This window comes from Micromonospora sp. NPDC047812 (genome assembly GCF_040704175.1).
Taxonomy (GTDB): Bacteria; Actinomycetota; Actinomycetes; order Mycobacteriales; family Micromonosporaceae; genus Micromonospora.
Window position 1 is genome coordinate 107,870 of the sequence record NZ_JBEYRY010000009.1, and the last position, 24,517, is coordinate 132,386.

The 24,517-nt window shown below is 75.5% G+C and carries 15 protein-coding genes; all 15 read right to left on the reverse strand.

The window, feature by feature from the left end; genetic code table 11:
• Positions 1-7: 7 nt before the first annotated feature.
• A complete protein-coding gene (locus AB0883_RS25840; RefSeq protein WP_366643894.1) occupies positions 8-1,783 on the reverse strand; it encodes a condensation domain-containing protein in 1,776 nt (591 codons plus the stop codon).
• Positions 1,783-4,593 (reverse strand): amino acid adenylation domain-containing protein, encoded by a 2,811-nt coding sequence (locus AB0883_RS25845; RefSeq protein ID WP_366643895.1) that lies wholly within the window; start codon positions 4,591-4,593, stop codon positions 1,783-1,785. The genes AB0883_RS25840 and AB0883_RS25845 overlap by 1 nt, the downstream gene beginning before the upstream one ends.
• Positions 4,590-5,432: an SDR family oxidoreductase gene (locus tag AB0883_RS25850; protein ID WP_366643896.1), complete on the reverse strand. Its 843-nt coding sequence runs from the start codon at positions 5,430-5,432 to the stop codon at positions 4,590-4,592. Before AB0883_RS25850 ends, AB0883_RS25845 begins: the two co-directional genes overlap by 4 nt.
• The gene (locus AB0883_RS25855) at positions 5,425-6,129 is read right to left on the reverse strand and encodes an alpha/beta fold hydrolase (protein ID WP_366643897.1); all 705 of its coding nucleotides are present in this window, start codon (positions 6,127-6,129) and stop codon (positions 5,425-5,427) included. The genes AB0883_RS25850 and AB0883_RS25855 overlap by 8 nt, the downstream gene beginning before the upstream one ends.
• Positions 6,126-6,878, reverse strand: a complete 753-nt coding sequence (locus tag AB0883_RS25860) for a thioesterase domain-containing protein (RefSeq protein WP_366643898.1) — start codon at positions 6,876-6,878, stop codon at positions 6,126-6,128. The genes AB0883_RS25855 and AB0883_RS25860 overlap by 4 nt, the downstream gene beginning before the upstream one ends.
• Entirely contained in the window at positions 6,871-12,207 is a 5,337-nt protein-coding gene (locus tag AB0883_RS25865; protein ID WP_366643900.1) for an amino acid adenylation domain-containing protein, read from the reverse strand. Before AB0883_RS25865 ends, AB0883_RS25860 begins: the two co-directional genes overlap by 8 nt.
• The gene (locus tag AB0883_RS25870; RefSeq protein ID WP_366643901.1) at positions 12,204-13,220 is read right to left on the reverse strand and encodes a TauD/TfdA family dioxygenase; all 1,017 of its coding nucleotides are present in this window, start codon (positions 13,218-13,220) and stop codon (positions 12,204-12,206) included. The genes AB0883_RS25865 and AB0883_RS25870 overlap by 4 nt, the downstream gene beginning before the upstream one ends.
• On the reverse strand, positions 13,217-14,299 hold the full coding sequence (locus tag AB0883_RS25875; RefSeq protein ID WP_366643903.1) for a TauD/TfdA family dioxygenase: 1,083 nt from the start codon (positions 14,297-14,299) through the stop codon (positions 13,217-13,219). Before AB0883_RS25875 ends, AB0883_RS25870 begins: the two co-directional genes overlap by 4 nt.
• Positions 14,292-17,525: an amino acid adenylation domain-containing protein gene (locus AB0883_RS25880; protein ID WP_366643905.1), complete on the reverse strand. Its 3,234-nt coding sequence runs from the start codon at positions 17,523-17,525 to the stop codon at positions 14,292-14,294. The genes AB0883_RS25875 and AB0883_RS25880 overlap by 8 nt, the downstream gene beginning before the upstream one ends.
• 952 nt (positions 17,526-18,477) lie before the next feature.
• Complete coding sequence (locus AB0883_RS25885; RefSeq protein ID WP_366643907.1) at positions 18,478-19,206, reverse strand: GntR family transcriptional regulator; 729 nt, start codon at positions 19,204-19,206, stop codon at positions 18,478-18,480.
• Positions 19,207-19,310: 104 nt separating this feature from the next.
• On the reverse strand, positions 19,311-20,513 hold the full coding sequence (locus AB0883_RS25890) for a membrane dipeptidase (protein ID WP_366643909.1): 1,203 nt from the start codon (positions 20,511-20,513) through the stop codon (positions 19,311-19,313).
• Positions 20,514-20,550: 37 nt separating this feature from the next.
• Entirely contained in the window at positions 20,551-21,540 is a 990-nt protein-coding gene (locus AB0883_RS25895) for a dipeptide ABC transporter ATP-binding protein (protein WP_366643911.1), read from the reverse strand.
• On the reverse strand, positions 21,524-22,510 hold the full coding sequence (locus tag AB0883_RS25900; protein WP_366643913.1) for an ABC transporter ATP-binding protein: 987 nt from the start codon (positions 22,508-22,510) through the stop codon (positions 21,524-21,526). The genes AB0883_RS25895 and AB0883_RS25900 overlap by 17 nt, the downstream gene beginning before the upstream one ends.
• Positions 22,510-23,343: an alpha/beta hydrolase gene (locus AB0883_RS25905; RefSeq protein ID WP_366643915.1), complete on the reverse strand. Its 834-nt coding sequence runs from the start codon at positions 23,341-23,343 to the stop codon at positions 22,510-22,512. Before AB0883_RS25905 ends, AB0883_RS25900 begins: the two co-directional genes overlap by 1 nt.
• The gene (locus AB0883_RS25910; protein WP_366643917.1) at positions 23,340-24,515 is read right to left on the reverse strand and encodes a Xaa-Pro peptidase family protein; all 1,176 of its coding nucleotides are present in this window, start codon (positions 24,513-24,515) and stop codon (positions 23,340-23,342) included. Before AB0883_RS25910 ends, AB0883_RS25905 begins: the two co-directional genes overlap by 4 nt.
• Positions 24,516-24,517: the final 2 nt, after the last annotated feature.

Consider the following 24,517-nt stretch of genomic DNA (forward strand, 5'->3'; position numbering starts at 1 on the left):
CTCCGGCTCACAACTCGATGTCGATGGTGGAGGGTGCCCCGGCGGCGACCGGGCGGGCCCCGGTCAGCTCGCCGACCGGCACCCCGGGATCGGCCAGGACGGCGTCGAGGATCTCCAGCCAGAGGTCGGCGAAGGCTCGTACCGTCGCGGGCAGGAAAAGCCCGGCGTCGTACGCCCAGTGCACGCGCAGCGCGTCGGCGCGCTCGTAGACCTGCATGTCCAGGTCGAACATGGCCTGGCCGGTGGGCGCGACGGCCAACTCGACCCGCCGCCCCAGGAAGTCGGCGGCGGCCACCTCGGCGTGCTGCATCGCGAACAGCGTGTCGAAGAGCGGATGCCGGTCCTGGTCACGGACCGGCAGCACCTCGGCGACCAGCGTGTCGAACGGGTAGTCCTGGTGCGCGAAGGCGTCGACCACGTCGTGCGCCACCTCGGTCAGCAACTCCCGGAAGGTGGCCTCCGGCCGCACCCGGTGCCGCAGGCAGACCGTGTTGACCAGCATCCCCATGGTCGCGTCCAGGCCCGGGGCGCCGCGACCGGCGACCGGCGTGCCCACCGTGACGTCGGTCCCGCCGGTCGCCGCGGCGAGGAAGGTCGCGTAGCCGGCGAGCAGCACCTGGAACAGGGTCACCCCCTCGCGCCGGGCCAGCGCCCGCAGCGCGGCGGTCCGCTCCGCCCCGACGTCGAACTCGACCGTGCCGGCCCGCGCCGTCGCCGGCCGGCCGGTCAGCCGCGCCGCGTCGGTGGGCAGCCGCAGGGGCGCCGGCGGCTCGGCGAAGCGTCGCCGCCAGTAGTCGCCCCCGGGCGGCTCCCCGGTCGTGGCCCACACCGCGTAGTCGGCGTACTGGGCCGGGACCGGCGGTGGCTCGCCGCCGGCGTAGACGGTGTCGACCTCGCGCAGCAGCAACGCCAGGGAGAGGCCGTCGGTGACGATGTGGTGCAGGTCCAGCGCCAGCACCGGGCCGTCGTCGGCACGCCGCAGGCCGGCCCGCAGCAGCGGCGGGGCGGCCAGGTCGAACGGCTCCACCGGCAGCGTCCCGGTGCCCCCGGTCTCCGGCAGGTCGAACGGGACGGTCGGCAGCACCCGCTGCACCGGCCGGCCCGCCTCGGTGCCGAAGGCGGTCCGGAGGATGTCGTGCCGGGCGATGACGGCGCGGAACGCGTCCGCCAGCCGGGCGCGGTCGACGTCCGCCGGCAGCGGCACCAGCAGCGGCAGGTTGTAGGTCACCGAGGCGGGGTCGCGGGACTGGGCGAGGAAGACGCGGCGCTGCTGCGGCGAGAGCGGGTAGGCCTCCGCCGCCTCGGCGCGGGGCAGCGGCACGGCCGCCCGCGCCCTGCCGACCTCCTCGGCGAGACCGGCCACCGTCGGGTGGCGCAGCACCGCGGCGAGGGAGACGCCCACCCCGAGGGCCCGCTGCGCCTCGACGGCCAGTCCGGTCGCGGCCAGCGAGTCGCCGCCGGCGGCGTAGAAGTCGTCGAGCACGCCCAGCTTCGGCACGCCGAGCAGTCGTTCCGCGATCCGCACCAGGACGCGCTCGGTGTCGTCGCGCGGCGGCAGGTACGCCCCGAACCGGTCGTCCGGCTCGACCAGGTCGGCGGGGTCGAGGGAGTCGACCTGCACGATGTGCCGGGGCAGGTCGGCGTCGGGCAGTTCCCGGGCGAGCAGGCCGCGCAGGTGCAGCGGGTCGAGGTAGTCGTCGGCCACCACGTACGCGCAGCCGCCCTTGACGGCCACCTCGCGTGCCTGGGGCCAGAGGCGGGTCAGCGTGTCGACGTCGGCCATCACCGCTCCGTCCCGGTCGCGCCGACCAGGGCGCGCACCGTGGGGTGCACGTACAGGTGGCGGGGGGTGAACTCGCCGAGGCCCTGCGCGCGCAGTTCACGCAGCAGGCGCAACGCGAGCAGCGAGTTGCCGCCGAGGTCGAAGAAGTTGTCCTCCGGCCCCACCTCGGCGCCGAGCACCCGCTCCCAGACCACCCGGATCCGTTCGGCGCGGCCGGCTCCCGCCCCGGTGTCGGCGGGCTCCCGGGCGGCGGGCAGGGGCCGCGCGGCCGGCGCGGGCAGCCGGGCGGCGTCGAGCTTGCCGTTGGCGGTGAGCGGCAGCGCGGGCAGCGGCGTCACGGTGGCCGGCACCATGTACCCGGGCAGGATCCGGGCCACCCGGCGGCGCAGGTCGGCGGTCGGGTCGGCCCCGTCGGCGAGCACCACGTACGCGTGTAGCCGGGCGTCGGCGGCCTCCGCGCCGGTGCCCACCGTGACCGCCACGGCCAGCACGTCCGGGTCGTCGAGCAGCACCTGGCGGATCTCGTCCAGCTCGATGCGGTAGCCACGGATCTTCACCTGGTCGTCGAGCCGACCCAGGTGCTCCAGCCGCCCGTCCGGCAGCAGCCGGCCCCGGTCGCCGCTGCGGTACATCCGCCCGCCCCGCCACGGGTCGGGCAGGAAGCGCTGGGCGGTCAGCTCGTCGCGGTGCAGGTAGCCGTCGGCCACCCCGGCGCCGCCGACGTGGATCTCCCCGGCGGCGCCGGGCGGCAGCAGCCGCCCCGCCGGGTCGAGCACGTGGACGTACCAGCCGGGCAGCGGGCGCCCCACGGAGCGGGTGCCGGCCAGGGCCAGGCCCCGGTCGATGGTCTGCGCGGTGACGTGCACGGTGGTCTCGGTGATCCCGAACATGTTGACCATGCGGCAGACGCGCTCCGGGTACCGGTCGAACCAGCCGGTCAGCATGCCGGCGTCCAGCGGCTCGCCGCCGAACACCACCAGGCGCAGCCCCAGCCGGTGCGCGGAGCGCCGGTCGGCGTCGACGAGCTGCGCGAACGCCGACGGGGTCTGGTTGAGCACGGTCACCCGCTCCGCGCGCAGCAGGGCGTGGAACTCGGCCGGGTCGCGGACCACCAGGTACGGGACGACCACCAGGTGCCCTCCGGTGAGCAGGCAGCCCCAGATCTCCCAGACCGAGAAGTCGAACGCGCTGGAGTGGAACATCGTCCAGGTGTCCGCCGGGCCGAGCCCGAAGTCGTCCCGGGTCGCGGCGATCAGGGCCAGCACGTTGCGGTGCGGGACCTGGACCCCCTTCGGCCGGCCGGTGGAGCCGGAGGTGTAGATGACGTACGCGGGGTCGTCCGGGCCGACCGCCGCCGCCCCGGCGTCCGCCGCGTCGTCGGGGTCGTCGGCGAGCAGCTCGTCGACCTCCACGCCGTCGGCGCCGACGAGCAGGGTGACGCGGGAGTCCTCGACGGTGTAGCGGATGCGCTCGGCCGGGTAGGTGGGGTCGATCGGGACGTAGGCGGCGCCAACCTTGAGCACGCCGAGCAGCGCCGCCACCAGGTCCACCGACCGTTCCAGGCAGACGCCCACCCGGGTGCCCGGCCCGCAGCCCCGCGCCCGCAGCGCCGCCGCGATCCGCCCGGCCCGGGCGTCGAGCTGGGCGTACGTGAGGCGGTCGTCCCCGTAGGACACCGCCGGGGCGTCCGGGGTGGCCCGCGCCCAGGAGGCCACCCGCTCGTGGATGCCGCCAGTCGGCTCGGGCAGGCCGACGGCCGCGCCGCCGAGCGCCGCCACCCGGTCCCGCTCGGCGTCGTCGAACAGGTCGCAGTCGCCCAGCGCCCGGTCGCCGTCGGCGACGAGCTGGCCGACGACGTGGCCGACGTACCGGGCCACGGCCGCCACCGCCTCGCCGGACCACACGCCGGTGCGGAAGTCGCAGGTGACGGCCGTCCCGCGCAGCGTGAGGGTGAGCGGCCATGGCGGCGTCAGGCTGGGCAGGTAGGTGTCGGCGGAGCTGTCACCGGTCAGCACGCCGACCACGGCCTGCGGCGCGGCGTCGGGCGACCGCCCGGGGGCGGGCCACGGGGCCGGGTCGGCGGGCCGGGCCGCGAGGGCGCGCAGGGTGTCGTCCACCACCACCGCGACGACCGCCGGCCCCTCGTCGAGGAGCGTTCCCACCCGCACCCGGCGCACGCCGCCGAAGCGGGCCAGCACCGCGCCGACCGCGCCGGTCAGCGCCGAGCGGTCGGTCCCGGCGGGCACCCTGAAGGTGTACGACGCGGTCCGGTCGGCGCGGGGGTTGCCGCCCCGCCAGGCGGTGTCCCCCTCGTGCTCCCCGTCGTCCGCGGCCCCGGTCCCGGCCGCGTCGCCGGCGGCGGTCCCCGGCGGTTCCGACTGCCCGGCCGGCTCCGGCGCGACACCGTCGGGGCGGTCCCCGCGCCCCGCCCCGACGGGCGGCGCGGCCCCGGACGGCGACGCGGTCCCGGCCGCCTCGACGGCCAGCTCGCCCAGCGCGCGGCCGGTGAGCGGGCCGCGCCGGGCGACGAGCACGAGGTCGGCGCCGTCGTCGTGGCGCAGCAGCACCGCCCGCACCGGCGGGCCGCCGGCGGGCAGCGGTCGGGCCAGTTCGGCGGCGCGGCGCACGGCGGCCACCGACGCGGGCACCCGGTCCACCCAGAGCCGGGCGGCGCCGAGGCCCCGGCGTGCCAGCGCGGCGGCGAACCGGGCGGCGACCTCGTCGGGGTCGCCGGCGACGGCCGCCGCCGCCGCGTGGCAGGAGCGGCCCGGATCGGACTGCGCTCCGGTGGGCTGTGGACGGCTGCTCATCGGGTGGTGAATCCTCCGTCGACGGTGATTACCGAGCCGGTGACCTGCGACGACTCGTCGGAGGCCAGCCAGAGGGCGGCCTGGGCCACCGAGTCGGGCTCGATCAGGGCGTTCATCGGCTGGGCCTGCACGAACGTCTCCTCGTGCTCGGCGACCGGCACCTCCAGCGACCGGGCGATCTCGGCCAGCATCCGACCCTCGACGTACGGGTCGTCGCGCACCGAGCCGGGGCACAGGGCGTTGACCCGCACCTTCAGTGGCGCGTAGTCCAGCGCCGCGGCCCGGGTCAGGCCGACCAGGCCGTGTTTGGCGGCGACGTACCCGGCGAAGTGCCGGTAGCCGACCAGGCCGGCGGTCGACGCCACGTTGACGATGCTCCCGGCGCGCTGCCGGCACATCACCGCGCCGACCGCGCTGACCATCCGCCACGGGCCGGAGAGGTCCACGTCCAGCATGAGCTGCCACTCGGCCTCGCTGATCTCGTGCACCGGCTTGCCGGAGGGCGCCGCGATCCCGGCGTTGTTCACCAGGACGTCGATCCGGCCGAACCGGTCCAGGCAGAGCGCGACGGCGGCCCGGACCGCGTCGAGGTCCCGGACGTCGGCCTCGACCGGGTACGCGGCCACCCCCTGCTCCGCGCAGAGCTTGGCGGTGTGCGCGAGCTGGCTGGCCGAGCCGAGGGGGTACGGCACGTCGGGCAGGTCGTGGGCCACGTCCACCAGGACCAGGTCGGCGCCCTGTGCCGCGAAGGCGGTCGCGCAGGCCCGGCCCAACCCCCGCGCGGCACCCGTGATGATCGCGGTCCGGCCGGCCAGCCGGCCCGGTGTCGGCTCAGGCACCGGCCAGCCTCCGCCGCACCAGCGCCAGCAGCTCGGCCGGGTCGTCGGCGAGGTACATGTGTCCACCGGGAACGGTGAGGGAGGCGAACCCGGCGCTGGTGACCCGGTCCCAGCCGGCCAGCGCGGCGGCGGAGACCAGGGTGTCGTCGGCGCCGCGCAGCGCGGTGACCGGCACGTCGAGCCGCTTGTCGCCGCCCGGCCGGTAGCCCTCGTGCAGCTCCACGTCGGCGCGCAGGGTCGGCAGCAGCAGCTCCCGCATGTCGGGGTCGGCCAGCGCCGGGTGCGTGTAGCCGGCGAACTCCTCGACCCGCGCCACGAACTCGTCGTCGGGCAGGTCGGCGGCCGTGTGGTCGCGGCCGGACCACGGGTCGGGCGAGCCGCTGACGAACAGGTGCGCCAGCCGCACCCCCGCGGCCTGGGCCAACCGGCCGGCCATCTCGTACGCGAGCACCGCGCCCATGCTGTGGCCGAACAGCGCCACCCGGTCGCGGCCGGCGACCAGTTCGAGCACCTCGTCGAGGAGCCCGTCGACGGCCTGGTCCATCCGGCGGTACGGCTCCTCGACGAAGCGCTTCTCCCGGCCCGGCAACTGCACCGGGACGATCTCCAGGTCGGGCGGGGCGACCCGCTGCCACGGTTGGTACACCGAGGCGCCCGCGCCGGCGTACGGGAAGCAGAGCAGTGACGTGACGGTCAAGACGGCTCCTTGCCGAGGAGGGCGGACCGGACGGCGCCGAGCAGTCCGGGGTCGGCCCGGGCGAGCAGGTCGTGCCCGCCCGGGACCGTGACGGTGGTGCAGCCGGCGGTGGTGAGGTCGGCCCACGCCGCCACCCCGACGTCGCCGACGTGCGGGTCGGCGTCGCCGCGGATGGCGGTCACCGGGACGCCGACCGGGCCGGCGTCGCGGTAGCGGTAGCTGCGGCCGAGTTCGAAGTCGGCGCGGGCGGCCGGCAGCGCGGCGGCGGCCAGCTCCGGATGCGCGGCGACGGCCGCCGGCATCGTGCCCAGCGCGACCAGTTCGGCGAGGAACGTGGCGTCGTCGGCGCCGGAGTGGTCCGGTTCGACCTCTGCCCGGTGCGGGGCGACGGCCGAGGAGACCACCAGCAGGTCGGCCGGACGGTGCCCGCGCCGCTCCAGCCGGCGGACCAGCTCGAACGCGACGTACGCGCCGAGGCAGTCGCCGTATACCGCGTAGGGCCGGTCCAGGTGCGGCGCCAGGGCCGCCTCGAGGGCCTGCACCAGCGGCGTCATCCGCCGGGGCGCGGGATCGGCGGCCCGCTCGCGGCGGCCCGGGTACTGCACCGCGTTCACCTCGACCGCGCGCGGCAGCCCCGCCCGCCAGGTCTCGAAGGCCCCGGCGTTGCCGCCCGCGTAGGGCAGGCAGAACAGGCGCAGGGCGGGCCGGGCGACGGGCGCCCGGACCACCAGCCACGGGTTCTCAGCCATCGCGGCTCACCCGCTCCACCACGGCGCCGTAGCTGCCCAGCGCGACGAACTCCGGCAGGGTGATGGTGCTGCCGTGGCGCTGCCGCAGCGCGGTGACCAGGCGCAGCGCGCGCAGCGAGTCGCCGCCCGCTTCCAGGAACTCCGCCCGCTCGCCGCGCGGTGCCACGCCGACGACCTCCTGCCAGACCGACGCCACGCGGGCCGCCCAACGGTCCCGGGCGTCCCCGTCGCGCGGGGCGGGCACGACGGGACCCGACGTTCCGACGGCGGGCAGCGGCGCCGTCGGGTCGGTCGCCAGCAGCCGGCGGTACGCCTCGGTTAGCCGGTCGGCCCGCGCCTCGTCGACGTGCCGGGCGTCGTACTGGAGGGTCAGGGCGAGCTGGCCGGTCGCCGGGTCCACCTCCACGTCGACGGCGAGGCTGAACGCCACGTCGACCGTGATGCCCCGGCTGTCGACGATCCGGCTGCCCTCGCCCTCGTCGGCGCCGCCGTGGAAGTGGGTCCAGTTGAAGAAGTGGTCGAACCGGGGCCCGGCCCCGCCCGCCCGGACGATCTCGGCGAGCGGGAACCGGTGGTGGCCCATCAGGGACCGCTCCGCCTGCCAGGCGTCGACGGCCAGCTCGGCCAGCGACCGGGTGCCCAGCACGGCGCTCACCGGCAGGGTGTTGAGGAACAGCCCGAGCGTGGCGTCGCTCCCCTCGGCCTCGGGGCGGGCGCCGACGACCAGCCCGGTGACCACCTCGTCCCGGCCGGCGGCCTCCCCGATCACCCGCAGGTGGACCGCGAGCAGCCAGGACTTGGCCGGTACGCCGGCGGCCCGGGCGGCCTCGGTGACGGCGTCGGTGGTGGACGCCGCAAGCGGCACCCGCCGGGTGGTGGTGATCCGTGGCTCGGCCCCGCCGAGCAGCAGCGGCGGCACGCCGCCCGCCCCCTCCAGCCAGAACCGGCGCGATCCCGCGTCCGCCGCGGCCTCGCGTTCGGCCGCCACGTAGGCGCGGAAGGGCAACGTCGGCCGGTGCGGCACGGACAGCCCGGCGCGGCGCCGGTCGTACGCCGCCAGCAGCTCGCCGAGGAAGAGGTGCAGGCTCCAGCCGTCGAGGATCGCGTGGCACTCCGCCACGATCAGGGTGAAGGTGTCGGCGTCGTCGCGCACGGCGTGCAGCCGCAGCAGCGGCGGCCGGTCCCAGTCGAAGGGCCGCGCCCGCTCGGCGGAGACCAGCTCGTCGACGCGGGCCCGGCGGGTGGCCTCGTCGGCGTCCGCCAGCTCCGTCACCGGCACCTCGACCGGCACCTCGGCGTGCACCAGTTGCAGCGGCTCGGTGTGGGCGCCGAGGGAGAAGCCCGTCCGCAGCACCGGGTGCCGCGCGACCAGGTCGGCCAGCGCGGCGCGCAGCGCCTCCGCCTCCAGCGGCGCGTCGACGCGGTGCGCGGTGACGTTGTGGTACATCGCCGGGTCGCCGGTCAGCTCGCAGTGGTAGACCATGCCCTGTTGCAGCGCGGTCATCGGGTAGGCGTCGGCCAGCCCGGCGGGCAGGCGGTCCCGGTCGGCGGCGGCGACCAGGGCGAACGGCTCCGTGACCCCGGCCGTGCCGGCCGCGTCGGTGGCCTCGGCGTCGACGCCGGGTCCGGTGAGGGTGATCTCGCCGTGCGCGACCAGTTCCCGGATCGACTGGTGGACGAAGATGTCGCCGAGCCGGAACGACAGGCCGCGCCTGTTGGCCGCGACCTGCATCTGGATGCTGCGGATCGAGTCGCCGCCGAGGGCGAAGAAGCTGTCGGTGACCCCGACCGACTGCGTGCCCAGGACTTCCCGCCACGCCTCGACGAGGATCTCCTCGGCCCGGTTGGCCGGCGCCACGGCCGGCTCCCGTCGGGCCCGGTCGAGCTCCGGCGCGGGCAGCGCGGCCCGGTCGAGCTTGCCGTTGCGGGTCAGCGGCAGGTCGTCGAGGAGCACCACGGCCGCGGGGACCAGGTGGGCGGGCAGCCGCTGGGCGAGCCAGTCGGTCAACCGGGCCTCCAGCGGACCGGCGGCCGGGCCGTCCGGGACCGCCACCGCGGGCCGCGGGTCGGCGGCGTACTCGGGACGCACGGCGTGCAGGGTGTGGCGGTCGGTGCCGGTGAGCAGGTCGTCCTGGCGGGTCACCACGTCGAAGCCGCGGTCCTCGAAGAGGGCGATCAGCTCGTCCAGGCGCCCCTCGGTGTCGGTGCCGACGGCGTCGTGCACCTCCATGGCGACCTGCGCGACGAGCGGCCAGTGCCGCTCCTCGAGGCCGGCGAGCACATCGGCCTCGGCCCGCTGGACGTCGATCTTGAGCAGGTCGATGCGCTCCGGCGCGACCTCGTCGATGACCTCCGACAGCGGGCGCACGTCGACGGTGACCTCGGCGCCGTCGAAGCGCTCCGCCAGCAGCTCGTCGACCCGCTCCAGCAGGGTGTCCCGGTCGGACTCGCCCGCGTCCCGCTCGTTGGCGAGGAACCGCTTGATCACGGCGACCTCCGCCGCCGGGTCGGCGTACGCGGCCTGGCCGGACATCATCGAGTAGCCCGGGTAGTAGGTGAAGGAGACCTGCCCCGGCGCGGTGGACAGGCCCACCGGGTGCACGGTGGCCGGCACGCCGAACTCCTCGACGTTGCGTCGCAGGGCCGCCACCACCGACGGCACCGGCTCGAAGGCGTGGATGGTCGCGTCCGGGCAGACCGCGTGGACGAACAGCGAGAACATGCCGATGTTGGCGCCGACGTCGAAGACCGTCGCGCCCCGGCGCAGCACGATGCCGTCGCGCAGGTAGACCCGCTGCGTGAAGATCTCGTCGTAAAGGTAGCGGGTCTCGTGCGGGTTGATCCCGGCGACCCGGTCCAGGTCGACGTCGACGGCCGGCGCGGCCGGGCGGACGTAGCCGACGAGGCGGTCGCCGTGCCCGTCGTCGTCGCGGGCCACGACCGCCGCGTCGGCGACCTCCGGGTGCGCCCGCAGCGTCGCGGCCACCTCGCCCGGCTCCACCCGGAACCCGTGGATCTTCACCTGGTCGTCCAGCCGGCCCAGGTAGTGCAGGCGTCCCTCGGCGTCGAAGCGCACCCGGTCGCCGGTGCGGTAGACCCGCTCCGTCCGGCCGGCGGGCAGGGCGGCCCGGACGAACCGGCGGCCGGTGGTCTCCGGGTCGCCCAGGTAGCCGTCGGCCAGCTGCGGCCCGCTGACGCAGAGTTCGCCGGCCACGCCGGGCGGCACCGGCCGCAGCCGCTCGTCGAGGACCCACACCCCGACGCCCGGCAGCGGACGGCCGATGGTCGGCGTCGTCGCGGGCCGGATCTCGGCGGCGGTGCTGTCCACGGTGCACTCGGTGGGCCCGTACAGGTTGACGGCCCGGACGCCGGGCAGGGCGCCGAGGGTGTCCCAGAGGTCCGGCGGGATCGCCTCGCCACCCACCAGCAGCAGCTCCGGCAGCCGGGTCTCGCCGGCCCCGCCGAGCAGGATGCGCAGCTGCGAGGGGGTCAGGTCGAGCACGTCGACCCGGTTGTCGGCGAGGACGGCCGCCAGCGCGGCGCCGTCGCGCCGGGCGTCCTCCGGCACCAGGTACAGGCTGCGGCCGTGAGCCAGCTGCACGAGCTGCTTGACCGAGGCGTCGAAGGTGAGCGGGGCGTTCACCGCCACCCGCAGCCCGGCCCGGCTGCCCGCGTACACGGTCTCCTCGAGCGCGTACGCCAGGTGGGCGGCGGCGCCGTGCGAGACCTGGACCGGTCGCGGCGTGCCCGTGGAACCGGAGGTGAAGATGACGTAGGCGGGGTCGGCCGGCGCCACCGGGGGCACGGCCGCCGTCGCGGTGCTGGCGGCCAGTTCGGCGACGGTGGCGCCGGCGAGTCCCGCCGGGCCGCCCGCGCCGACGACGAGCCCGGCGTCGACCGCGCGGACCTGCGCGGCGAGCCGCTCCGCCGGCGCCGCCGGATCCAGCGGTACGTACACCGCGCCGGCCCGCAGCACGCCGAGGAACGCGGCGACGGTGTCCCGGGACCGGGTGGCGAGCACGCCCACCCGCGAACGGTGCAGCCCGCGCTCGACCAGGCCGGCGGCGACCCGGGCCGCGACGTCCCGCAGCTCGCCGACGGTGTACGTGCCGTCGGCGGCGACCACCGCCGGGCTGTCCTGGTCGGCGCCGGCCAGCCCGTCGTCGAGCAGCTCGACGACGGTGCGCACCGCGGCGCGGGACGGCTCGCCGGCCGCGTCGGCGAGCCAGCGGGCCTCCCCCTCCCCGGTCAGCAGCAGCGGCGTGCCGTCGGCCAGCGCCCGGGGCAGCGTGCCCAGGATCGCCAGCAGGCCCTCCAGCAACCAGCGGCCGCCGACGACCCGCAGGGTCACCTCGTCGTCGCCGGTCACGGCGGTCAGCTGCGGACCGGCCGGCGCGGGCGGCGCGGAAACCTCGACGGCGGTGGCGCCCAGGGCACCCAGGGCCGCCGGGTCCCCGGCCGGTACGACGGCGAAACCGGCGACCGCGTCGGAGTGTTCGCCGACCGGGTCGACAAGGTGGAACGCCTCCTCGGCGGTGGACTCGGCCGCGCGTACCTCGTCGAGCAGCGCCTTCGGCGCGGCCGGCAGGGGCAGGCCCAGCCGGACCGGCGCGTAGCCGCCCAGCGGACCGACGACGCCGGCCGTCCCGGTGGCCTGGCGCCCGTCGCTCCACCGGGCCAGCACCAGGTCCGCGTCGTCGACTCCGGCGGGCGGCTCGGCCCGGCGGGACAGCGCGAGCGCCCAGGCGGCGAAGAGCAGGTTCGCGACGCCGACGCCGGCCTCCCGCGCGGCGGCGGTCAGCGCCGCGGCGGGCACGGTCGCGGTGCCGACCTCGGCCGGGTCGTCGCCGTGCGGGGTGACCAGCCGCGCGGCCGGCGCGGCCGGTGCGCCGAACGGGTCGGCCTCCTGCCGCTGCGACAGCTGCCACTCGGTGACGTCGAGGAACTGCAGGGCGTCGGGGTCGTCGGGCAGCCGGCCCCCGGCGTAGGCGCGGGCCAGGTCGGCGAGGACGAGCCGCAAACTCGCCGGGTCGGCGATCAGCGGCGTGGCGGCCAGCTCCAGGGCGTCGTCGGTGACGGTCACCGACAGCTCGCCCTGGGCGCCGACGACGACGCAGCGGTCGTCGTCGACGTCCTGCAACGGCACCCGCAGCCCGGGGTGGTGCACCAGGGTCAGCCGCAGCGCCTCGTGCCGGGCGACCACCGCGTCCACGGCGGTCTGCAACCGGGCCCGGTCCAGCGGGCGGTCGAGCAGCACCCGGGCGCGGACCAGGTCCTGCGCCCCGGACCAGGCCAGCCGCTGGATCGGGGACAGACGGTATCCGTTCACACCACGCTCCGGTTGAGGTAGAGGTCGGACATGGCGACCAGGATCTGCCGGTCACCGCTGAAGGGTTCGCGACCGTGGGTCGCCAGGAAGTTGTCCACCACCAGCACGTCGCCGCGCTGCCAGGGAACCGACACCGCGTGTTCCCGATACAGGTCCCGGATGCCGGCCACCACCTCGTCGGGGATCGGCTCGCCGTCGCCGTAGTAGGCGTTGCGGGGCAGCCCCTCGGGCCCGTACTCGCGCAGCAGGGCGGCCGAGACCTCGGCGGGCATGTTGGAGACGTGGAACAGGTGCGCGTGGTTGAACCAGACCGTCTCGCCGATGCGCGGGTGGGTCGCCACCGCCTGCCGGCGGGCCCGGGTCCGCAGCCCGTCGCCGTCGAGCCAGGTGTACTCGGTGGCCGAGTCCGCGCAGTACTTCTCCACCTCGGCGCGGTCGGTCGTCTGGAACGCCTCCTGCCAGGGCAGGTCCAGGTGCGGGCCGTAGTTGCGCACGTAGCTGACGCCGTGCCGGAGGAAGCGCTCCCGCACCTCGGCGGGGATGCGCGGGCTCACCACCCGCTCGCTGGCCAGCGGGGTCGCGCCGCCGCTGCCGGTGGCCGGCTGGGCGCACCAGAAGTAGAGGTGGGTGGGCCAGTTGTGCGAGTACGACATCTCGTGGTGCAGCGGGATCCACTGCTCGGCGTTGAACTCGGTGGAGGTGAAGACCTTCTCCGCGACCTCGTGCCGGGGCGCGGCGCGTTCCAGGTAGCCGAGCAGGTCCGGGCTGACCGCGCGGGCGGCCCGGCTGAAGTCGTCGGCCGTGGCCACCTCGAAGCCCCGGAAGAAGACCGCGCCGTGGGCGTCGAGGTCGCGCAGCAGCTCGTCGCGGCGCCCCGCCAGCCAGCCGGCCAGGTCGAGGTCCGGCACGGCGGCCTCCACCAGCAGCACGAACGTGCCGTCGACCAGCACCCGGCGGGACACCGGCGAGGTGGCGGCCGAGGTGCCGCGCCGGCGCGGCGCCGGCCCGGTCACGCCCGTACCCCGGTCACGCCGGCACCGGCCACGGTGGAGTCGGCGGCTCGGGCGGCGGCCAGCTCGGGCGCGGCGACCGGGTCGGACATCGCGGTCAGGATGCGTCGGGGCGGGGTGAACGGCTCCCGGGCGTGCGCGGCCAGCATGTTCTCCACCAGCAGCACGTCGCCGCGCCGCCAGACGAAGGACCGGGTCTCGGCCGCGTACGCGGCGCGCAGCTCGGCCAGCACGTCGTCGCCGATGGGCGTGCCGTCGCCGTACGCGGTCTGGTAGGGCAGGTCCTCCTCGGCCAGCGACGCGCGCAGGCCGGCGCTCACCTCCGCCGGCAGCGAGGTGACGTGGAAGAACAGGGCGTGGTTGAACCAGGTCCGCTCCCCGGTCACCGGGTGCTCGCGCACGGCGGGGCGGACCTGGCGGGTGCGCAGCTGCTGCTCGCCGACCCACTCGACGTCGATCAGCGCGCGGGCGCAGTACGCCTCGACGTCGGCCCGGCTGTCGGTCTGGAAGGCCGTCTGCCACGGCAGGCTGATCCCCGGCAGGTAGTTGCGCCGGTAGAGCACGCCCCGGCGCTCGAAGCCGGCGACCGTCTCCGGCCGCAGCCGGTCGAGCACCCGGCGGCTGTCGGCCAGCGGGGTGCGTCCACCGGCGGCCGGCTCGGTCTCGCAGTGGAAGACGATCCGCAGCGGCCAGTTCACCGTGTACGACTGCTCGTTGTGCAGCACGATCGGCTGGTCGGCCGGGTGCTCGGTGGAGGTGTACACCCCCTCGGTCACCTCGCTGCGCGGCGACGAGCGCTCGCCGTAGCTGAGCACGTCGTCGGAGAGGGCGGCCATGACGATGCGGAAGTCGGCCGCGCCGTCCACCGCGAAGCCGCGGAACAGCACGGCGCCGGCGCGGCGGGCCAGCTCGTCCACGGTGGACCGGTTGCCGACCACCCAGGCGGCCAGGTCCACGTCGGGCACGTTGGCCTGGACGAGGGCCGGCAGGGGCCCGTCGGGCCAGTCGGGGCGTACGTCGACCAGGGACCGTTCGCGGCTGCGGCGCGGGATCACCGGCGCGACCGGGATCTGCTCACTCATCTCTCGTTCCCCCCAGGGTTTGGGCACATCGGGCGAGGCTGCGCCGGGGATCGGCGGCCGCGCCGCGTAGGAATGCGGTGAAGCGGCGGTGCCAGGTGCTGACCAGGTCGCCGTCGAAGCGGTCGGTGCGGTGGGTCCAGAGCGCCTCCAGCCCGTCCCGGCGCTCGTCGAGCCAGAGGGTCAGGTCGAGCCGGGCCGTGTCGGGGGTCAGCTCCACCCCGACGAACTCGCCGGACGCGCCGACGTGCCGGGCCGCCGGGGCGTTCTGCACCCCGAACGCGACCTGGACCAGCGGATTGCGGCCCGGCTGCCGGGTCGGGCGGAGCCGCTCGACGACGACGTCGAACGGCACGTCCTGGTGGGCCGCGGCGAAGAGAGTCTCCCGACGGGCCTCGTCCAGCAGGTCCGCGAAGGACCGGCCCGGGGTGGGTCGCAGGCGCAGCGGCATGGTGTTGACGAAGCAGCCGACGCTCTGTTCGGCGGCGACGCTGGTCCGGCCGGCGAAGGCGACGCCGATCAGCAGGTCGGTGCGGCCGGTCTCCGCGGCGACCAGCGCGGCGAAGGCGGCCAGCCCGACCATGTGCAGGCTGGCCCGGCGGGACCGGGCGAGGTCCCGGACGACGGCGGCGGTCTCGTCGTCGATCCGGGTCCGCAGGGTGGCCCCCGCCGGGGGACCGCCCGGCCGGGCCCGCGCGGAGTTGGGCGCCGGCGCGGCGGCGGGCAGGTCCAGGACCGTCGGCGCGCCACGCAGCGCGGCGACGACGGCGGCCACGGCCTCCCGGCCGGCCGGCGCGGCCAGCCAGTCCCGCTGGGCCACGGCGAGTTCCGCCGGGCCGGCGGCCGGCCCGGCGGGCCACGGTGTGCCCGCCCCCGCGGCGGCCGACTCCGTCTCGTATGCCCGGCCCAGGTCGCGCACGATGACGCCGATCGACCAGTCGTCGCAGACGATGTGGTGGGCGACCAGCAGCAGTGCCGCCGACCCGTCGTCGGCGACCACCAGGCGGGCGCGCAGCAGCGGGCCGGTGGCAAGGTCCATCGGGACCCGGGCGTCGGCGGAGGCGAACTGGTCGAGCTGCTCGGCCAGCGACGCCCCGGGGCGGTGCGGGGCGACGGCCAGCGGAAGGTCGAGGTCGTCGCGGACCCGCTGCACAGGCCCGTCGGGGGTCGACGGGAAGACCGTACGCAGCGCCGGATGCCGGGTCACGACGCGGCGCAGTGCCCGGCCGAGCGTCGCCGGGTCCGTCCCCGCCGGCAGCCGGATCGCGAACGACACCAGGTAGGAGGTGTCGGCCGGGTCGAGCTGGTGCAGGAACCACAGCCGGGTCTGCGCGGCGGAGAGCGGGGCCGGGTCCACGGGAGCGGCGGCGGGCGTACCGCCCGGCGACGGTCGCCCGGGCCGGTCGGCGCCGTCGGCCGCCGCCGCGCCGACGCTCGGCCCGGCGGCCCGACGCAACTCGTCGAGGTGGCCGGCGAGCGCCCGCACCGTGGCGTGCGTGAAGAGCGCCGCCGGCCCGACCGGCAGGCGCGTCGCTGCGGCGAGCCGGGTGGCGCAGCGGACCGCCAGGAGGGAGTCGCCGCCGAGGGCGAGGAAGTCGGCGTCCGCGTCGTCAACCGGCAGGCCGAGCACGTCGCGCCAGACGGCGGCCACCGTGGCGGCGGAGCCGGCGAGCGGTGCGCCGTCGACGCCGGAGCGCGTTGTGGCGGCCACCGTCGGCGCGGGCAGCGCCGCGCGGTCCACCTTGCCGTTGGGGGTGGTCGGCAGCCGGTCCAGCCAGACGACGGCGGACGGCACGAGCGGGGCGGGGACCACCTCTCGCAGCAGCTCCCGCACGTCGTCGCGGCGCTCGCCGACGAGGTAGCCGACGAGCAGCGGGTCGCCGCTCGGTCCGGTCCGGACCGCGGCGGTCGCCTCGCGGACGCCGGGCAGCGCGGCCAGCCGGGCCGCCACCTCGCCCAGCTCGATCCGGTACCCGCGCAGCTTCACCTGGTCGTCCAGCCGGCCGAGGAACTGCAGCTGCCCGTCCGGGCGCAGCCGGACCCGGTCGCCGGTGCGGTACATCCGCTCCCCCGGACGGAACGGGTCGGGCAGGAAGCGCGCGCGGGTCTCCTCGGGCCGGTTGAGGTAGCCCCGGGCCAGCCCGGCGCCGGCCAGGTACAACTCCCCCGCCTCGCCGGGCGGCACCGGCCGACCGTCCGGGTCGAGCAGGTAGACGCGGGTGTGCGGCAGCGGGCGGCCGATCGGTGGGTCGCCCCCGTCGGCCGGCACCTCCGCCCAGGTCGAGTAGGTGGTGTCCTCCGACGGCCCGTAGAGGTTGCAGAGCCGGCGTACGTGCGCCCGGGCGAGCACCCGGGCGGCGAGCGCCGCGGTCAACGGCTCGCCGGCGAGGCAGACCGTGCGGACGCTCTCCGGCAGCGCGCCGGCCGCGAGCAGCTCGCCCATCGCCGACGGAACGGTGTTGACCAGGGCGACCGGCAGCCGGGCGGCCTCCGGCGCCGCCAGCGCCAGCACGTCGCGGACCAGCACCACCCGCCCGCCCCAGCAGAGCGGGCCGAACACCTCGAAGACGGACAGGTCGAAGCAGACGGACGTGGCGGCGAGGACGCCGCCCAGCTCGGCGTCGGTGAAGGTCTCCCGGGTCCAGTGCATGAGCACGGAGGCGGAGCGGTGCTCGATTGCCACGCCCTTGGGCCGGCCGGTGGAGCCGGAGGTGTAGATGACGTAGGCCAGATCGGACGGTTCGGACGGCAGGTCGGGCCGGGCCGCCGGGAGGGCGGTGAGGTCGAGGTCGTCGAGGCGGAGGGCGGCGTCGGCGAACCGGCCGGCGAGGCCGGCCACCGTCAGCACCAGCCGGGTACCGGAGTCCTCGGTCATGTAGGCGACCCGGGCGGTCGGGTAGGCCGGATCCAGCGGTACGTAGCCGGCGCCGGCCTTGAGCACGGCCAGCAGGGCCACCACGAGTCGGGAGTCGCGGGGCAGGCAGACGCCGACCCGGTCCCCGCGTCCCACCCCGCGGTCGAGGAGGATCCCGGCCAACCGGTTGGCCGCCTCGTCGAGCTGGCGGTAGGTGAGCACCCGCCCCTCGCACCACACCGCCGCGGCGTCGGGGGTCCGGTCGACCTGGGCCTCGACCATCCGGTGCAGGGTGTCGACGGCGGCGGGTCGGGCGGTCGGACGGGACGGGGTGGAGCGACGGACGGGGCCGGCGGAGCGGGCGGGTGCGCTCACGTCGAACCGCGATCTGGCATGGCGCGTCCCACCGAGCACTCCCCCCACTACTAACAGTGATCGGTCGCGGGCCCTATGCCAGGTCGACGACCGGAGACGTGACCCATCGTGACCATGAGCCACCGGGCCATCGCTCTCCGCAGAGAGAGTCCACGACCCTCGATTCCGCTGCCAAGACGTCTCTCACCATTCGGGACGTCGGTGGCGCTTCCATGGAATGCCCGCCTCACCCCCGGCCGGCGCGGCCGGATCGCCCGAGGGGGCGCCAGCACGGCAGACGGCCGCCAGCGCGGTCGACGGGGTCGGCCCGGCCGCCCGGCCACTGTCAGGTATCGGCCACCGTCCGCAGGTCGGGGACGGCCGGCCCGGCCCCGACTCCGCCGACACCCGACGGCCGGGGACACGCCGACACCTGCCCGCGCCGCCTCACAACGCACGCCTCACGCGCAACGATTCGCGGTTGGGAATGCCAAACTGCGATTGTCGCGTTGCGCGGGATTCGGCATCCACTGCGCCACCGACCGGCATTTCCGGCCCGCGTCGCCCCGACCGCCGCCGCCCCCGTAAAGGAGGCCGACAGGTGCGGCGACGCCGGCCACGACCGGCGCCACCGAGGGTGGGCGAATTCCCCGGACCGCTGCCCAGACACCGCGCGCGGCCCGGCGCGACACCGCAATGACCGGCGAGAGGAATGGCGGGGCCGGTGTCGCGCAGCGCGTCGCCCCACCCGGCGGGGCATTGACGGACGCCGTTACCAGCCAATCCCGGTCGATCCGGTCGGCGGGCGCGCCGAGCCATTCCCGACGCACGGGCCGGCCGATGTCTCGACGGCACCGCGAACCGGCGAGTCACCGCGACCGGCTTCGATGGCCGGCACCGCGCACGGTGCCATCGCCGACCCCGGTGAGCGGTCGGCCCCGCGCCGGCTTCCCGGTGCTGCCGTGGGGGCCGGTCAGCCGCCCCGGCTGATCCGCAGGGTCAACACGTCCGTACGGACCGTTATGTGGCCGTGGAAGAACGCCACGCCCTGGGCGCTGTAACCGATCTGGGTGGCGCTGATCAGCGGGTGCCCGGCCGACACCCCGAGCCGGGCCGTCGCCACCTCGTCGGCGAGGACGGCGGCGAACTCGATCTCGGCCCGGCGCACCGGCATGCCGGTCGCGCTGGCCAGGAACTCGAACATGTCCAGGTCGATGCTGACCAGCCCGGACGGATCCAGGTCGTGCCCGGCGACGCGCATCGGCAGGTGGTCGCAGATCCACACCGCCGGGACCTCGTCGACGGCGAAGAGCCGGTCGACCCGCCACACCGGGTCGCCCGGGGCCAGGCCGAGCACCTCCGCGCAGTCGGCCGGGCAGGTGGCCCGACTGACCTTGGCGTCGGTGAGGGCGGGGCGGTGGCCGGAGGCGGTGATCCGGTCCCGTAGGGCCGTGACGTCGCCGAGCGACACCGGCACCCGGCCGGCCGGCTCGTGCACGAACGTGCCGATGCCCCAGGTGCGCTTCACCACGCCCTCGGCGGCGAGCTGGCCGAGGACCTCCCGGACGGTGGCCCGGCTGACCTCCAGCAGATCGGCCAGCTCACGCTCGTTGGGCAGCTTGTCCCCGGGCCGGAACTCGCTGCCGATCAGCTCCATCAGCCGGCTCTGTGCGGTCTGGAGCGCGGTCTCACGCCGAGCCATCCACCTTCACCTCTTCGCTCCGCGCCGCGCCGCTGCGGCCGTACGGAGTGTAGTAGTAGTCGTCGTGCGCCCACGGGCCCGGCGACCCGGGACCCGCGCCCCGGTCACCAGACCTGTTCGAGCACCCGGATGGTGTTGCCCCCGACGACCTTGGCGATCTCGTCGTCGGAGTAGTCGTGCTTGACCAGCCAGCCGACGATGTTGCCGAACGCCTCGCCCGGGTTCTCCACACCGGCCACGTACTCCACCCGGGGGTGCTCGGGTCGCTTGCCGGCGTCGTGCGCGTAGTTGCCGGCGTAGACGTTGTGCACGCCGACGTGGTCGCCGAACATGGTGTCCGGCCCGAACGTGACGTGGTCGATGCCGACGAGGTCGACGCAGTACGTGAAGTGGTCCATCACCGACTCGAGCGAGTGGTGCGGGTGTGCGGCCGACAGGGTGGTGTGCGGGGCGGCCTCGATGCCGATCACCCCACCCCGCTCGGCGCAGGCCCGGATGACCTCGTCCGACTTCATCCGGGCGATGTCCCAGACCCCCCGCGCCCCAGCGTGGGTGATGAAGACCGGCACCCGGCTCGCCTCGATCGTCTCCAGCGAGGTCCGGTCGCCGGAGTGCGACACGTCGATGGCGATGCCGAGCTTGTTCATCCGGTCCACCGCCCGCCGACCGAAGTGGGTCAGCCCGCCGTCGACCCGCTCGGACAGCCCGCCGCCGAGCATGTTGGCCTGGCTGTAGGCGATGCCGAGCTGCCGGACGCCGAAGCCGTAGAGGATGTCGATCCGGTCCAGTTCGTTCTCGATCGGGCTGCTGCACTCCAGGCCGGCGACCAGGGCCAGCCGGCCGTCCCGCTTGGCCGCGTGGATGTCGGCCAGCGAGGTCGCCAGCACCACGAAGTCCTGCTTGTAGAGGTCACTCAGCCGCATCCCGAGGGCGTAGACCAGGTCGTTCCACTTCCAGCCGTTCTCACTGGTGACGCAGGACGCCCCGGCCATGAAGTTGTCGAACACGGCGGTCAGCCCGGAGCGGGCCAGCCCCTCGTAACCCGTGCGCTGCCGGGCGGTGCGGTTGTAGGCCCGGAGTTCACGGACGTCCTGCGGCAGGATGACCGGGTGCTCGTGCAGCGAGATCGCGATCTGTTCGGTCAGCAGCCGGGTGACCCGCTGCCGCTGCGCGTCGGTCAGGCCGAGGTCGTACTCCGGCACCCGGCCGATCTCCGGGGCCAGAGCGAACTCCCGGTAGTCCGAGTGCGGCTCCAGGTACGAGTACGACTTGTGTCCCTGGTACCGCGGGGCAGGGTTCTGCAGCAAGGCTCACTCACTCCTCAGTGGAACGGCGTCGGGCGCGTCAGGCGGCCAACGGGTAGTGGCAGGCGACCGGGTGTTCGGCGCCGGCCAGCGGCGGTTCGGTGGTGGCGCAGGCATCCGTGGCCTGCCAGCAGCGGGTCCGGAAGCGGCAGCCGGACGGCGGGTTGACCGGGCTCGGCGGGTCGCCGGCGAGCAGGATCCGCTGCCGCTGCACGCGCCGGGCCGGCTCCGGCACCGGCACCGCCGACAGCAGCGCCTTGGTGTACGGGTGGCGGGGCTGGTCGTACAGCGGCGCGCCGGGGCCGGTCTCGACCAGCTTGCCGAGGTACATGACCGCGACCCGGTCGGAGATGTGCCGCACCACCGACAGGTCGTGGGCGATGAAGACGTACGCCACCCCCAGCTCCTCCTGGAGCCGCTCCAGCAGGTTGACGACCTGGGCCTGGACCGAGACGTCGAGCGCGGAGACCGGTTCGTCGCAGACGATCACGTCGGGTTGCAGGGCGAGCGCCCGGGCGATGCCGATCCGCTGGCGCTGACCGCCCGAGAACTGGTGCGGGTAGCGGTCCAGATGCAGGCTGCCGTCCAGGCCGACCAGGTCGAGCAGTTCCCGGATCCGGTCCAGCCGGCGGGCCTTCGGCAGCACGTCGGGGTGGATCTCGTACGGCTGGAGCAGGATCTCCCGGACGGTGCGGCGCGGGTTGAGCGAGGTGTACGGATCCTGGAGCACGATCTGGATCCGGCGACGCAGTGCGCGCAGCTCCCGACCCCGGGCCCGGTGCACCACCGCGTCGCCGAAGCGCACCTCGCCGGCGGTGGGCCGTTCCAGCCCGACCAGCATCCGGGCCAGGGTGCTCTTGCCGCAGCCGGACTCGCCGACCACACCGAGGGTCTCCCCCCGGCGCAGGTCGAAGGAGACCCCGTCGACGGCCTTGACCACGCCGCCGCTGCGCAGCGGCACCCGGCCCTTGACCGGGAAGTGCTTGACCAGGTTGTCGACCCGGAGCACGACGTCATCGCTGGGTGGCATGCAGCACCTCCGCGTGGTGGTGGCAGGCGCTGGCACGGCCCGCGGGCAGCGGCTCCAGCGCGGGCAGCGCGGTCCGGCACTCGTCGGTGACCCGGTGACAGCGCAGGTGGAAGGGGCAGCCGGTGGGCAGCCGGGCGGGATTGGGCGGGGCGCCCGGGATGGCGTAGAGCTGCTCGTCGCGGCGGTCGACACGGGGCATCGAGGCGAGCAGGCCCTCGGTGTAGGGGTGGGCCGGACCGTCGAAGATCTGCTCGACGGTGCCCCGCTCGACGATCCGCCCCGCGTACATCACGGCCACGTCGTCGGCCACCTCGGCCACCACGCCCAGGTCGTGGGTGATCAGCAGCAGGGACATCCCGCTGTCCCGCTGGATCTCCGCGATCAGCTCCATCACCTGCGCCTGGACGGTCACGTCCAGGGCGGTGGTGGGCTCGTCGGCGATCAGCACGGCCGGTTCCAGCGCGATGGCCAGGGCGATCATGATGCGTTGCCGCATGCCGCCGGAGAACTGGTGCGGGTAGTCGCGTACCCGGTCCCCCGCCGCCGGGATGCGGACCCGGTCGACCAGCTCGACCGCGCGGCGGCGGGCGTCGGCCCGGGACAGTCCACGACGGACCCGCAGCAGCTCGGTGAGCTGGTCGCCGACGGTGAAGACCGGGTTGAGCGCGGCCATCGCGTCCTGGAAGACCATGCCGATCTCCTCGCCGCTGACCCGGTCGCGCTGCTTCGGCTCCAGCGTGAGCAACTCGCGGCCGCGCAGCGTGACCGAGCCGGTGACCCGGGCGGGCGGGACGTCCAGGATGCCCATCACCGCCTGCGCGGTGACGCTCTTGCCCGACCCGGACTCACCGAGGATGGCCAGCGTGCGCCCGGCCGTCAGGGTCAGCGAGACGCCGTTGACCGCGTGCACCGGCCCAGTGCCCCCGGGGAACGACACGTGCAGGTCGGTGACCTGGAGCAGCGGGTCCATCAGCGGATCCCCGCCTCGTCGAGGAAGTCCCGGACCACCCGCTGGAACAGCTCCGGCTCCTCCAACTGCGGGGAGTGCCCGGAGTTCTCGAAGACCACCAGCCGCGCGTCCGGGATCCCGTCGGCGATCGCCTGCGACGCCGCCACCGGGGTACGCCAGTCGTGCCGCCCGACGACGACCAGCGTCGGGCAGGTGATGCCGGCCAGCTTCGGCTTCAGGTCGTAGCGCGGCATGTTCTGCCCGAACGCGGCGTTGTGGGTCCGGTAGTGGAACCGGGTCTGGGCGAGCCGGGCCGCGTCCTTGGCCGGGTCGTGCTGGTGGTCGTAGAGCGGCAGGATCGCCCGCCAGTAGTCCCGGAGCTGGTCGTCGCTCTCGAACCGACCGGTGCCGATCCGGTCGATGGCCCACTGCGGGATCACCGTCCGGTCGGTGTTGCGGGCCCGCTCGACGGCCAGGTGGTCGTGGGCGGTGTCGGCGGCGGTGTCCCGCAGGATCAGCGCGGAGACCCGGTCCGGGTGGGCGATCGCGTACTCCAGCGCGATGAAGCCCCCGTAGGATCCGCCGGCCATCACGATCTTCTCGTGGCCGAAGTGCTCCCGGATGGCGTCCACGTCGGCCACCCACTGCTCGTGGGTGAAGGGCTCGTCGTCGCTGGACTCCCCCGAACCCCGGGCGTCGAAGACGATGACCCGCATCCGGTCGGCGAACGGCCCGAACGACCGCTTCGGCTCCGACCGGGAGCCGAGGCCGGGCGCACCGTGGTGCACGATCATCGCCGGCCCGTCCTCCGGGCCGAACGCCTCGACCACCAGCTCGGCACCGTTGATCTTCATCGGACCCCCTCAATGACGTTGGACGCGAGATCGCGCGGGTAACGGGTCAGCCGGCGCGGCCCGGCGTCGGTGACCAGGACGGTGTCGGAGATGCGGTAGCCGGCGTGGCCGGGCACGTAGACGCCGGGCTCGCTGGAGAGCACCATGCCGGGCGCGAGGACGGTGTCGTCGCCGTCCTCCACCCACGGCGCCTCGTGGTTCTGCAACCCGATGCCGTGGCCCTGCCGGTGCCGGATGTACTCACCCAGGCCGTGCCCGCGCAGCACGTCCAGGCACTCCCGGTTGACCTCGGCGCAGGTGCGGCCGACGCGCATCGCCTCGGTGCCGACGTGCTGGGCCTCCCGGTCCGCCTCGTAGTAGCGGCGCTGCTCGGCGGTGGGCTCACCGATGACGAAGGTCCGTTCGCTCTCCACGAACCGGCTCGCCACCGCCGCGCCCAGCGAGAGGATCAACGTGTCGCCCGGCCGGACGCGCCGCCGGGTCGGCAACCCGTGCGGCAGCGCCGAGTTGGGCCCGGCATAGACCAGCCCGCCGGCCAGCTTGGTGGTGTAGACGACCCGGTCGTAGTCGGCGTACATCCGATCGGTGCCGTAGCCGATGACGTGCCGGGCGATCTCGTCCTCCCGGGGCAGCTCCGTGCCCCGGGCCAGCGCGTCGGCGATCAGCTCCCGGCCGGCGGCGAGCATCTCGTCGCAGATCCGCGCCGCCGCCTCGTGCAGCGGGACCTCCTCGGGGAACTTGCACAGCCGCAGCCGGGCCACCGCGTCGGTGGTCACCAGGCTGACGCCGCCGATGGCCCGGGTCAGCTTGTCGTGGGCGCCGATCGTCAGGCCCGCGCCGACCCCGATCCGCCGGGCCCGACGGCCCGAGAGCGCGGCGGCGAGGGTCTCCTCGGGGGTGACCACGCCCGGGAACTCGGCGTAGCTGACCGTCTCGACGGTGATCTCCTGCTGGGCCGCGTACTCCTCGTCGAGGCGGGGGATGACCAGCAGCGGGTCGCCCTCGCGCGGCATCCAGAGGTAGACGGGTCGCTCGGTGGCGATGTAGAAGAAGCCGGCCAGGAAGGCCACGTCGGCCGGCGTCGTGGCCAGGAAGCCGTCCAGGTCGCGCTCGGCGAGCGCGTCGCCGAGCCGGGCCCGGACGGTGGCGTAGAAGGTGTCGGGCAACCGCATCG